General features: G+C 33.8%; 7 protein-coding genes and 2 tRNA genes. 4 read left to right on the top strand and 5 right to left on the bottom strand.

Annotated elements, in window-relative coordinates:
• Positions 1–189 precede the first annotated feature (189 nt).
• Positions 190–265, bottom strand: a tRNA-Lys gene (locus V5N68_RS05880).
• Positions 266–755: 490 nt separating this feature from the next.
• On the opposite strand from V5N68_RS05880, the gene V5N68_RS05875 reads away from it, so the two are divergent.
• Positions 756–2,336, top strand: coding sequence for a TerC family protein (locus V5N68_RS05875; protein WP_332066245.1), 1,581 nt, complete (start codon positions 756–758; stop codon positions 2,334–2,336).
• A gap of 511 nt (positions 2,337–2,847) precedes the next feature.
• On the opposite strand, the gene V5N68_RS05870 is transcribed toward V5N68_RS05875, so the two are convergent.
• From V5N68_RS05870 to secD, 3 genes are all read right to left on the bottom strand, one after another.
• On the bottom strand, positions 2,848–3,798 hold the full coding sequence (locus V5N68_RS05870; RefSeq protein WP_332066244.1) for a lysylphosphatidylglycerol synthase transmembrane domain-containing protein: 951 nt from the start codon (positions 3,796–3,798) through the stop codon (positions 2,848–2,850).
• Between the two features lie 14 nt (positions 3,799–3,812).
• Positions 3,813–5,576 (bottom strand): cation:proton antiporter domain-containing protein, encoded by a 1,764-nt coding sequence (locus V5N68_RS05865; protein WP_332066243.1) that lies wholly within the window; start codon positions 5,574–5,576, stop codon positions 3,813–3,815.
• A gap of 99 nt (positions 5,577–5,675) precedes the next feature.
• On the bottom strand, positions 5,676–8,186 hold the full coding sequence (secD, locus tag V5N68_RS05860) for a protein translocase subunit SecD (protein ID WP_332066242.1): 2,511 nt from the start codon (positions 8,184–8,186) through the stop codon (positions 5,676–5,678).
• Between the two features lie 587 nt (positions 8,187–8,773).
• Between secD and V5N68_RS05855 the strand changes: the two genes are divergently transcribed.
• The 3 genes from V5N68_RS05855 (at position 8,774) to V5N68_RS05845 (ending at position 12,750) form a co-directional block, all read left to right on the top strand.
• Positions 8,774–11,149, top strand: coding sequence for a mechanosensitive ion channel family protein (locus V5N68_RS05855; RefSeq protein ID WP_332066241.1), 2,376 nt, complete (start codon positions 8,774–8,776; stop codon positions 11,147–11,149).
• Complete coding sequence (locus V5N68_RS05850; RefSeq protein WP_332066240.1) at positions 11,143–11,415, top strand: hypothetical protein; 273 nt, start codon at positions 11,143–11,145, stop codon at positions 11,413–11,415. Before V5N68_RS05855 ends, V5N68_RS05850 begins: the two co-directional genes overlap by 7 nt.
• Before the next feature lie 468 nt (positions 11,416–11,883).
• On the top strand, positions 11,884–12,750 hold the full coding sequence (locus V5N68_RS05845; RefSeq protein ID WP_332066239.1) for an outer membrane protein: 867 nt from the start codon (positions 11,884–11,886) through the stop codon (positions 12,748–12,750).
• A gap of 252 nt (positions 12,751–13,002) precedes the next feature.
• Here the strand turns inward: V5N68_RS05845 and V5N68_RS05840 are convergent.
• Positions 13,003–13,088: transfer RNA gene (locus tag V5N68_RS05840), tRNA-Leu, on the bottom strand.
• Positions 13,089–13,189 lie beyond the last annotated feature (101 nt).

Below are 13,189 nucleotides of genomic sequence, written 5' to 3'. Positions count from 1 at the left end.
AGATGATGCCTTATAGAAAAAATGACAGAGGATTGTTTCCTACTTGAAGGGTATGTATTTTATAATTAGCTAAGAGAGCAGGTTTATACTTCTATATTAGCTCTGCTAGGGTTGGAATGCATCAATATTTTAAAGTAAATCACTGCAAAACTTGGCACAAGTCAAAAATATTTCATTTATTGATTTCATTGGTGGGTGATGAGGGGATCGAACCCACGACCCGCTGATTAAGAGTCAGCTGCTCTACCAACTGAGCTAATCACCCGCTATTTCTTAAAATATAAGAGTGGGCGGTTCTATAACCTTCTTAAGGGAGGATGTCCAGATAATTTTTGTTATTTTTATTAAAACACTTAAATTTATGTTAAACTGGTTATCTATTTTTTAATATGCTATTCTATATCTTGATCTTATAAAAGAAGATAACCATTATAAGAATCTTTAATTAGGTAAGTGTTCCGTTTGTTTCGTGAAATTGAGTTGGAGGATTGTCGAGCGTAATGCCCGAGAAAATTTCAAAGACATCTTCTTGGAGTGGCTGCCGGTGTGGGGTATTGTTCTGGTTTATCAATTTGCTATTTTTTTATATAAATTTTATCAATAACCGTATACGTTCTAAGCAGTATTTGGCGGTTTTTTTCTTAAATTTAATCTGTTTATATTTAATGTTATTGAACAACTGTGCGAAAATTTATGAGTTTCTTTTTTGGTCTGTGTGTGTTTAAGCTTTTTAAACTTTTTTTTAAGGGTGAACAATGATGGAATGGATCATTGATCCCCATGCGTGGTTTGGCTTGCTAACGCTCATTTTTCTTGAAATTGTTTTAGGGATTGATAATCTTGTTTTTATTGCAATTTTAGCGGAAAAATTGCCGTTACATTTGCGTGATCGAGCGCGTTTGATAGGTTTAACTTTAGCATTAGTGATGCGCCTTTTTCTTTTGACTGTCATTGGATGGGTAATGAATCTTGATACAACGATTCTTTCTATCTCATCTTTTGTATTTAGTTGGCATAGTTTTATTTTGATTGGCGGTGGAGCATTTTTATTGGCAAAGGGAACGTTAGAGTTACATGAAAGGTTAGAAGGAGCAACACATAAAAGAGAAACAGATGTTACATATGCTGTTTTTTGGCAGGTCATTATTCAAATTGTTGTTCTTGATGCAGTATTTTCTCTTGATAGTATTATAACCGCAACAGGTATGATTGCTAAGGAGCAGGCAGCGGTGATGTATATAGCAGTTATTGCTGCTATGGGTGTGATGATGTACGGATCTGGTGCACTTATGCGTTTTATTAATCGTCATCCTACTATTGTAATTCTTTGCCTTGGTTTTTTGATGATGATTGGGTTTACTCTAGTTGTTGAAGGGTTTGGCTTTCATATCCCAAAAGGGTATTTATATGCAGCTATTGGTTTTTCTATTCTTATTGAGGCTTTTAATCAGATTGGGCGCCGTAATCGTGAAAAGATGATTACAACGAATGATCTACGTAATCGAACAGCTGATGCTGTTTTAAGGCTTTTGGGTGGTGGAAAAAAAGATGGTAGTCTTGGTGAGACTGTAGATGTCATTGTTGAGCAGACTTCTGCTTCAGAGATTTTTCGTCCAGAAGAAAAAGAAATGATTCGTGGTGTTCTTGATTTGGCTGATCGTCCTGTTCGTTCTATTATGTCGCCACGTAATGAAATTGAGTGGTTGAATTTAAATGGTGATGAAAATGAAATGCATGAGGAGTTACAGAAAGTAAAACATAGCCGTTTAATTCTTGCTCGCGAAAAAGTGGATGAATTTGTTGGTGTGGCTTTGACCAAAGATCTTCTTTTAAATTTAGCTGAAGGTAAACAGATTAATTGGAAAAAAGCTATGCGTGAACCTCTTGTTGTTCATGAAAACACAAGTGTGTTACGGTTAATGGAGCAATTTCGGCGTTCTTCAATTCAGCTTGCAATCATTGTTGATGAGCATGGGTCTTTTGAAGGAATTGCAACACCAACGGATATTCTTGAAGCTATTGCAGGTGATTTCCCCGATGATGATGCAGAGCCTGTGGTGGCAGAACAGTTTGCAGATGGAAGTTTTCTTGTTGAAGGGTATGCTGATATTCGTCGTTTAAGTGGTTATCTTGAGCGAAACCTTGTTGATGAAGCAGATCGTTATACTACTTTAGCTGGATTTATGCTTTGGCGTTTTGGCTATTTGCCAAATGAAGGGGAAAGCTTTGAAGCAGATGGTTTGCGTTTTAAAGTTATAGAAATGGATCGTCGTAATATATCTAAAATTCTGATTTCCCCACTTATTTTAGAGGAAAAAAACAATAATTTTGATTAAGTAGAGAAATGAAAATTTTGTTGCTATTATAAAATGTAGAAGATTTATAAAAATTGGCATTGCTCAGGTTGGTGTTCCGTGATAGGCTTTTAAGTATGGTAGCGACGTGGGTTGGATTGTGATGAGATGAATTAAAAGCTATTAACCAATGATTGGTAGTAGCTACTTAGAAAAAAGGTAACGCCTAATTACCTATAAATGACCATTCAATTATATTGAAGTGCTATTATATAAGATAATCGTGTATTTTTAATAAAATAATTGGAAAAGATTGCTGCATTCAGAGTTAATCATAAGTTATAATTTCAGAGAGTATTTTTTTGATAAATGCTTTTAAAATAGATTTTATCTATATTTTAGAAATACTAAAACTTATTAAGAACAAATGAAATTGAATATGATTGATACTAAATAAAGATAATAATAAATATATTTATTATACAATTAAGCAGAGTTTACAATGGTTATTTCTTATCTACATAATCATAGAAAAAGGTAAAACACTATTTATCTAAATAATATTGTTCTGTGTTTTTTTTCGATATTGTATAAATTCAAAAATTGCTACGACAAACAATGAGATGATGAATGGTATGATCAAATAAAACATTCTAAATACAATAAGTGCTGCAACGACATCGGCTGGATTTACATTAGGCATACCTGTTACGAATAAAGCTTCAAGAACACCAACTCCTCCTGCTGGAGCATTAGAAAGGATTGTTACAGTGAATGATGCAAGAAAAACACCGAGAACAGAAATAAAGTGAGTATCTGTGTTATGTGGGAGTATAGCATATATAATTCCCGCTGCTCCTAAAAGTTCTAAGGGGCTAATGAGGAGCTGTTGAAGAACTATTTTAAATTGCGGATAATAAAGTTGAATTTTTTTTCCAATACGGAAGGGTTTTAACTGAAGCCAGCTTCCAAAAGTATAGAGTGCTATACAGGTGAGTAAAATTGCACCAACCATTGTTCCAAGCCATACAGGGAGATCTTGATAAATGAGGGTAATAATTTCAGGCTGTATAATTAAAACAATACCAGAAAGTAAGACTGTACCTATGACAAAAGTAAAAGAGCAAAATCCTACTAATATTGCTATTTCTGCTCCACTTAATCCTTTTATTCTGTAAGCGCGATAACGTACAACTGCACCAGAAAAAACTGAAGCACCAATATTATGCGAAAGCGCATAAGTGGTAAATGAACATACAGCAATAAAAAACCAAGAAATTTTATGGCCAAGGTGTTGTAAAGCAATTCGGTCATATCCAGCAAGAGCAGCATAAGCTACGAGAGAACATAGACAAGCTAAGAACCAGTGCTGCGCATTTAAATTACTTAGGCGCTCCAATACATCATCAAAGGAAATAGCAGATAACTTTATATAAAGAATACGGACAGATATAAGCATTGCTACGATACCGATAAGTGGCCATATAAATTGCTTTATTTTCATATTTAAACCCGCTTTTATTCTATTTGTGTTTTTAAATTATCTGATTCGTATCTATTTGTGTTAATTGTAGGTCGTTTTTCAGTTATATACCCAATAAAACCATTGGCTATTTCTTCATCGTCAATTACTACGATATTTGCTCCCAAATCAATGAGATAAGATGTTTCTACATCAGATAGTGCATGGGTAATTATCGGGATATCCTTATTAATATTGCGTATATTTGTTAAGCATTTTCCTACTTCAATGCTATTATGCACTGTAATAACAACTTTACATGCATTATTAATATTTGCTGCATTCATTATTTCTGGTTCAACAATATTACCGCAAATTGTTTCGATTCCATTTGCGCCAGCTTTATCACAAAGGCGCTTTGATTCTTCTACTACCACTACGGGTTTATTTTTGTCCATTAAAGATGACACAACATGTTTACCAATACGGCCATAACCAATCACCACAATATGATTGTTTTTTGAGGTCATTTGTACGAACGCATTATCAGAATCCTCTAAATTAATATCCATGATTGTTTGCTGATCTTGTAAATTTGCAGGAAAATTTTCTAGATACTTTTTAATTTTATCACAAGCAATAAAAACAAGGGGATTGAGCAAAATAGAAAGAATAGCACCTCCAAGAATGAGCTCATGTGCATCGCTCTTCAAAAGACCAAGATTTGAGCTTAATCCTGCAAGAATAAAGGAAAATTCCCCTATTTGAGCAAGACTAGCAGAAATGGTTAAGGCTGTTCTATTTGAATAGCGAAAAGCTTTAATGACAAAAAATGAAATAACAGATTTTCCTAATATGATAATTAATAATGTCGCCAAGAGAGGAAAAAAGTTAGTTAATATTTTTCCTGGGTTAAATAACATGCCTACAGAAACAAAAAAAAGAACAGAAAATGCATCTTGCAGGGGTAAAGATTCTTCTGCTGCACGATGACTTAATTCTGATTCACTCATAATCATACCTGCAAAAAATGCTCCAAGGGAAAGAGAAACACCAAATAAATGAGCTGCACCAAAAGCGACTCCTAATGCAATAGCAAAAACACTAAGACGAAATAATTCACGTGATCCTGATTGAGCGCTTACTTTTAATAGCCACGGAATAACACGTCGCCCAATGATAAGCATAAGGGCAATGAATATAATAACTTTTAGGATAGTGAAAATGAAAATGCCTTCGATATTTAAGTTTAACCATTGAACAAGAGGATCAACTGCTTCTTTTTTTGTATTTCCGAGCACACTTGCCAGTGATGGTATGAGCACAAGTATAAGAACCATAGCTAAATCTTCAATAATTAACCAACCAACAGCAATACGTCCTTTTTCTGTTTCAATAAGGTGGCGTTCTTGTAAAGCGCGTAGGAGGATGACAGTGCTTGCTGTTGATAAAGCTAAACCAAAGATTATACTGCTGTTGATTCCCCACCCCATGAATAGGCCGAGGAGGCAACCTAAAAAAGTAGAAAACGCCATTTGTGCAATGGCAGCAGGAATAGCAATAGCTTTGACAGATAAAAGGTCTTTTAATGAAAAATGCAGCCCAACGCCAAACATTAGCAAAATTATACCAATTTCAGCCAGTTGGTTGATAATAACAGAATCTATTTCTATTCCACCTGTATTGGGACCTACAATAACACCGGCTAGTAAGTATCCAACTAATGGTGAGATGCGCAAACGATTAGCAATCATCCCCAAAAGAAATGCTAAACATAAACCCGCAACAATGGTTGTAATAAGAGGTGTATCATGAAGCATTGTTTACGACTCTTTTTAAAAAAATGAATTAGTTGAAACGGTTATTAATATCTCTTATGCAAAATGGTATATCATATCAATTCGCATAATATTTCCATTTTATTTTATCACTTCTCTATGACTATTTTGTTTATTTTGCCAATTTCCAAGCAGTAATAAAATAGGAGCAGCAATAAAAATAGAAGATGATGTTGCAACAATAATTCCAACAACCATAGGAAGAGCAAAATTATGGACAGCATTTCCGCCCCATATTGCCATAGGGAGCATGGCTAAAATAGTAGTAGTTGATGTAAAGATACAGCGTATAAGAACCTGATTAATGGAAAGATCAATTAATTCACGCAACGGCATTTTCCTATAAAGGCGCATGTTTTCACGCATTCGATCATAGACAACAACTTTATCATTTATGGAATAACCGACAATTGTTAAAAGAGCAGCAATAGCAGTTAAATTGAAATCAAGTTGAAATAAAGCAAAAAAGCCAATCATTTTTGTGGTATCTAAAATGAGTGTAATGATTGCTCCAGCTGCAAAAAACCACTCAAAACGTAGCCATATGTAAAGTGACATGGCTATTGTTGCTAAAACAACAGCAGTAAAAGCAGCGGTAGCAAGTTCACCTGAAATTTTAGGCCCAACAACCTCTATTTGATCAAATGTAACATTTGGATAGATATCTTTTACAGCTTCTTTCACCTTATCAATGGCAATGGTTTGTTGTACCTCATTGCCATTTTGTTTTTGAATATGAATTAGAATAGTGTTTGGATTATCAATATTTTGCAGTGTAACTTCACCGATATTAAGAGTAGAAAGCTTTGAGCGTAAAGCTACTAAATTTGCTGGTGCTTTTGTGGTAATACTCATTTGGCTTCCGCCAACAAAATCAATTCCAAAATTTAAGCCAGGTTTAAAAAATAAAAAAACTGAAGCAAGTGATAAAATAAGTGATACACCGATACCGATAAAGCGAGCTTTCATAAAACGGAAAGATGTATTTTGTGGAATGATATTGAAAATAGAGTGAAAATGTAGAGTTTTAATTTTCCACTTTCGTACGATCCAAATCATAATGATGCGTACAATGCTTATATTAGTAAACATAGAGATGATAATACCAAGTAACATTGTTACAGCAAAACCACGAACGGGGCCAGTTCCGAATAAAAAGAGTAAAACAGTTGCAATAATTGCAGTAACATTTGCGTCAATAATGGTTGAAAAGGCGTGTTTAAATCCACGATCCAAGGCAGCAAAGGCACTGATATTTTTTTTACTTTCTTCTCGGATACGCTCATTAATCAAAATATTAGCATCAACTGAAATACCAATACCCAAAATAATACCAGCGATACCTGGTAATGTGAGTGTTGCACCGAGAATGCTGAGGGCTGCAAATGTTAAAATAGTGTGTAACATTAGTGCTATATTTGCAATAACTCCCCAAACTCCGTATAGAAGAAGGAGAAAGATAGCAACGAGAATAAAGCCTATAATTCCCGTGTAAAGTCCCATTTGAATAGCATCAGCGCCAAGATTTGGACCTACGGTTCTTTCTTCAATTACTGTGAGGGGAGCGGGTAGAGCTCCTGCGCGCAGGAGTGCTGCTAGAGTTGATGCTTCTTTGGGATCAAAATTCCCTGTAATTTGACCTTGTCCATTTGGAATCACACCATTAATAACAGGAGCGGTTAAGACTTTATTATCAAGAACTATTGCAAAAGGGCGGTTAATATTTTGTCGTGTTATGTCTGCAAATATCTTTGAGCCAATGGCATCCATAGTAAATGATATGATGGAGCGTCCTGGTATTTGAGGATCAAAACCTGCACGTGCATCTTTAAGAACATTTCCATCTAAAGCAATTTGGTCATAGATTGGGTAATATCGTGTTTTGTCGGTGTATCCAGGAAGGATGGAAACATTTGCAGGTGGGTTATCCATGTCGATATTAGTTGGTACAAGATGAAAGCTCATCTTGGCAGTGGTTCCTAAAAGGTCGCGCAATTGCTTTGGATCTTGCAAGCCAGGTAGTTGAACCATGATACGATCGGTTCCTACCTTTTGGATGACAGGTTCAGTAATACCGACTTGATCTATTCGACGCCGGATGATTTCTAAACTTTGTTCTATCGCACTATTAATACGATCCTTGATGCCAGATTCAGTTAATCCTATACGGATAATTTCATTATGTGCACTAATAGCGATGTTATTGGTTGCTGTACCAAAACTACTGTATGTAGGGGTAATCAGTGTTTTTAAAGAAGAGATAGCTTTTTCTTTTTGCTCTGAATCAGAAACAATGGCAACTACGCTATCTTCAACGATGCGAACACTTGAGGTACGGATTTGTTTTTCACGTAATATATTACGTACATTACCTAAAACTATATGTAATTGATCGCGCTTTAATGCCTTGGTATCAATTTCAAGTAAAAGAGAAGAGCCTCCTTGAAGGTCAAGTCCGAGTGTTACACGGGTATCCGGTAAAATTTTTGAGTTTTTAATTTGCTCTTGCGAAAATAAATTAGGCAAGGCAACATATATGCTGCTTAAAAGGATAAAGCAATAAAGAGTAGTCAGCCAACCTGGTGTACGCATGATATATTCCGCTAATAGGCAATCTTAATATTTATTAAAGTTAAAGGCAGATGTAATATAGGATGATGGTTTCGTAGGTCAAGAAATAGGAGGCGCGCGTTTGCTTGAAAAATAGTGCATTGGATAATTAAGAAACCCTTTGTTAAGGGTTATGACAGTTATTAAAAGTATATTTAAGATACTTTGAAAAGTATTAGAAGACAATATATGCCTTGTATCAAGAATTTCAAAAACTTTTATATCGGTTGTATTATTTGAATGATCACATTTACTTTTGTGGTTAAATATATTTGATATAACTACACATGATTTTTTAATAAAATAAATATGTTTTTTAACGGCGCTCATTAATAATAGACTAGAGATAGACAAAATAAGATAGGTCCTGCAAGAAAAAAAATCTTCTTTTTTGCGATCTATGTGCAAAAAAAACATGAAAATACCCTTTTATTTTATTCTATTACTTTTCTTATCAGTATTATAGGATAAGTGAAAGTGTTTATAAGAGTATTTTCCAAAAGTTGAAAATATTTACTCATTACATATCTTTAAAAGGAGAATTCCTCGTACCTTCACTTAAGGCAGATATGTATTTATTTTTTAAAAGAAAATTACCCCTTTTTTTATTCACTTTTGGGATCACCTTTGTATTTATTTTTTGTACATGGGGGCATTTAGGAGCACAAAATGCTATAGTCGGACAGTCAGTGTCTACAAAGTTAATTGATGAAGTTATTGAACAACAACAATTAGTTATTAAAACCCTTGAACAAGATACAGAAGCTTTAAAACAAGACTTTGAAAGAAAGTTAGAAGATGTTCGTACTTTAGCAGAGTTGCGATTGCGCGCACGGGATATTAGTAAACGTGCTATAGATGCAGCACTTGTTTTGCGTGCCCCTTTGAATGATATTAATGTATTTTTGGGGTCGTTGACAGAATCTAATGATGATTCAAATAGTTCGCAAAGTCAAAGTGAAGATCATGATAATTTAATTAAGAAAAAAGCTGAGATTAATGAGATAGTACTCCAGTTTGAAGAAATATTTTTGGCTACAAATAAAATAGCTGAACTGACCGCTTCTCAGTATCGGGATTTTTTAAAACGTACTCTTACGCATAGGTTTGAATTTTCCATTCCAATAATCAAAAAGTTCTTAGAGAAATCTCAAGAAGCTACATATGATTTTACTTTTCTGCTCAGGTCTTGGTGGAAGTTTGTATGCTATTTAAAACCATTTCAATTATTTCTTTCTTTTTTGCTTCCACTTTTTTTGGCTATAGGACTTTCTTATTTTTCTCGTAAGGCTTTTGCGCATATATACTGGCGTATTACAAAAGATAGTGAGGAATTATCTTATTTACAACGTTTATCAGTTGCTTTTACTTCCATTCTTTTCCCTTCTCTTATATGTGTAATTTGTGTTTATTCCGTGTTTTTTTTGTTTCATAGTTTTGGCCTGGATGCAGGAAAACTCACGATGGTATTTTATACGATTGGACATCAAATTATTTTAGTATTTTTGATCAATCGTTTGGCATCTGTTCTTTTGGCATCGAAGGTGGCTCATGTGCGTTTCTTTAATGTTACACCATCTGTTGCCAATCAATTGGTAATTTTGTTTACTATGTTAGGGGGGGTTTTAGCAATTGATGTTATTCTTGATAGTATTTATCAAGCCGTTTTAGCTTCTCTTTCTCTGATAATTTTTAAAAGTTTTATTGCTGTTTTCTTTGTAGCGATGTTGCTGTTTGCAATTTCGTTTGTTCCTTTAAGGTTTAGACGTAAGGAGTATCAAGGTAAAGAAAGAGAACAGTTATTTTGGCCATTTTATATACGTATATCCTTTATTGTTTTAGGGGTATTGCTTATTATTGTAGATTTTGGAGGCTATGTTGGATTAGCACGTTTTCTTATGCAGAAAATCGTGATTGATGGTGCCTTATTTGTTTTTGTATATTTAGGTGTGCAAAGTGCTAAAGCCATTGGATATAAAGGCCAGTTTATAAAAACAAGCGTTGGTCATGCTTTGATGCAGCGGTTGCATTTGGAAGATAAAACAATGGATAAATTGGGAATTGCCATTAGCATTTTTCTCAATTTTTTTGTAATCCTTTTTTGTGCAATGTTGCTTCTTATACAATTTGGATTTTCGTATTCTGATTTGAAGGCAATACTGTGGCAGTTGGCTACAGGCTTTCAAATGGGAAATATATCTATTTCTTTAATTGCTATTATAACAGGAATCCTAGTTTTCTCTGTTTGTTTTTTCCTTCTTCGCAGATTTATCATTTGGCTAGATGATGTCGTATTAGTACGTGGAGATTTCGATCTAGGTGTGCGTAATTCTATCAAAACAGTTATAAATTACGGTGGTGTGGTTGTATCTGCTTTGATTGGGCTATCAACGGCAGGTCTAGATCTTAGAAATTTTGCACTCATTGCTGGGGGGCTTTCTCTGGGTATAGGTTTTGGTTTACAGAATATTGTTCAAAACTTTGTATCTGGGCTTATCATTTTGATTGGAAGACCGTTTCAGTTGGGTGATTATGTTGAATCTGGGTCAGTAAATGGTATTGTTAAGCGTATTAGTGTACGTGCGACTGAGCTTGAAACATTTCAGCGCAAGACAGTTATTATTCCTAATTCGAGTCTTATTAATAATAATGTGATTAATTGGACACGACGTAATAAAATAGGGCGGATTGATATCCCTGTTGCTGTTTCATCTAATGTTGCTCCAGAGCGTATTGTTGATATTTTATTGGAGATTTCCTCTACGACAGAGGAAGTTTTAAAAAATCCTGCACCGCAAGTGAATTTTGTCGCATTTGATAATAAACAGTTTTCATTTACTTTGGCTGTTTATGTACCTAACATTACGTCTACTTCTGCGGTGGTTAATACTATTCGTTTTGCATTATATAAACGTTTTTTTGAAGAAGGGATTTTGGAATGTTAAAATATGTGTGCATATTTATTGCTATTACATTGTTAGATATTTTTACTATGGTGGTTTATGCTGCAACTATAAAAAATGCTGATTTAAAGACGCAGTCGCTTATTATAGCTGAGGGGAGTACACGTTCAAATATTTCTTTAAATACAAATCAAGTTATGACAGTTTGTATAAAGGGTTGCTTCATTACTTTTCCAAATAAAGACCATTTTGCAATAAAAGCAGCAGATAGTATAGAGATAAATGACGGTAAAGTATTTTTTAAATAAGATAATTTAAGGTTTTTACTATTTATTTAAAACTTATAGAATGATGTTATTAGTTTATAAATATATTTAGTGTGGTAGTAAATATATTAATTATAGATTTATATTTAATTAATGATTAAATATAAATATGTATTTAAATTATAAATATGGTTGTTTTTGTACTTCTTAATAAATAGATATGCATATAATATACTATATTGTTAATTATAACAATATAATAATGTTTCTGGCAACTTTCTTTATATTGGCAGGGTTATTTTTATAAAATTGTATATTTTAATCTGAATGCTTCAAAAAAAACATAATGTAGTTTTATATAGCTTGAATAGTTTCTGGTTTTTGTAAGATCAAAGGCAGTAGAAATTCATTTGTAACTATATAAATAAAATACATATGTAATTTTTTTCCATAAAATTTACATCGTTTTGTATAATATTTTTCTCTCTTTCAATAATGAGGTATAATTTTATGAGTACAAAATATTTAATGGTAGCGTCAGTTTTTTCTATAATTTCATTTTCTGTAGCAAAGGCGGCGGATGTAAAAATCCCTTATAAAACAGATACAAAAGCCTACTATAAATCAGAGCCTGTTCTTTCATCAGTTGCTAATTCTTCTGATTTTTCTTGGGCAGGCTTTTATTTCGGAGGGCAAATTGGCACTTTTTCGAGTAAAATTTCTGCCACTTCTCGCTATGGTTATGTTCCTACTTTTTCTAATGAGAGAGGTGTGGTGGGTGAAGAGGGAGAGGGTGAAAGTAAAAAATGGGTTCCAGTGGAAAAAAAGTATTTGCCTGAGCTCTCTGGTTTTATAGGTGGTTTTTTTGCAGGAGCTAATGTTGATTTCGGTAATAGTATTATCTTGGGGGTTGATACAGATGTACTTTTATCTGAACGGAAGAATACAAAGACTGTTTCTTTATCTTTAATGGATAGTGAGGAAAATGGGGGGGAAGGCAACAGAGGCGTAGAAAAAGATATTATAACTTTTAAACATACTTTAAAACAAAAGTGGACTGGTGCTACACGGGTGCGTGTTGGCTTTTCTACTTGTTGTGTGATGCCTTATATTTCTGGAGGTGTTGCTTATGGCCATTTTAAAGATATCTTGTCTCTGTCATTTACTGGGGTAGAAACTTTTGACACGAAGCTCGATGATGAACAGACAATGATTGGTTATACCCTTGGTGGTGGTCTTGATTTTGCAATAACAGATAATGTGATTGCGCGTGCAGAATATCGTTATTCAGATTTTGGTAGAAAGAAATTTGGAAAAGAGATTGAGTTAGATTATAAAACCAATGATTTTCGTGTTGGTGTAGCTTATAAATTTTAATTTTTGAAATAGAGGTTCTATTTTTTATAGAACCTTTATATTTCATTTAAAATATTTTTTGTGGAAAACAAAGGGGCGGTGTTCGTTTCAACATTGTGATGAAGAAAAAAATTATTCCTAAAATCTTTAACATTACAGTGTAAATACAGACACAATTAAAATATTGACTTTTAAAAAGACTATAACTTGTAAACTTTTTTTTACTTAGATGGTACATGAAGTGTTACGGTCAGTTTTCGTGATTTTAGAAGATGGTGCGGACGGCGGGACTTGAACCCGCAAGGTCTTTGACCGGCAGATTTTAAGTCTGCTATGTTTACCGATTTCATCACGTCCGCAACGAAGACTTTCTCATAAGCTATATTTTTTATTGAATCAAGGATTAATGACAAGAGAAAGAATTTTCATTTTGATAAATTTTTGATTGATAATAGCTGTT

Origin of the sequence: Bartonella eidoli (assembly GCF_036576145.1) — a bacterium.
In the GTDB taxonomy this organism is placed as follows: Bacteria; Pseudomonadota; Alphaproteobacteria; order Rhizobiales; family Rhizobiaceae; genus Bartonella.
The sequence above is the reverse complement of the archived record's forward strand: the minus strand, read 5'-3'. Positions and strand labels throughout refer to the sequence as shown.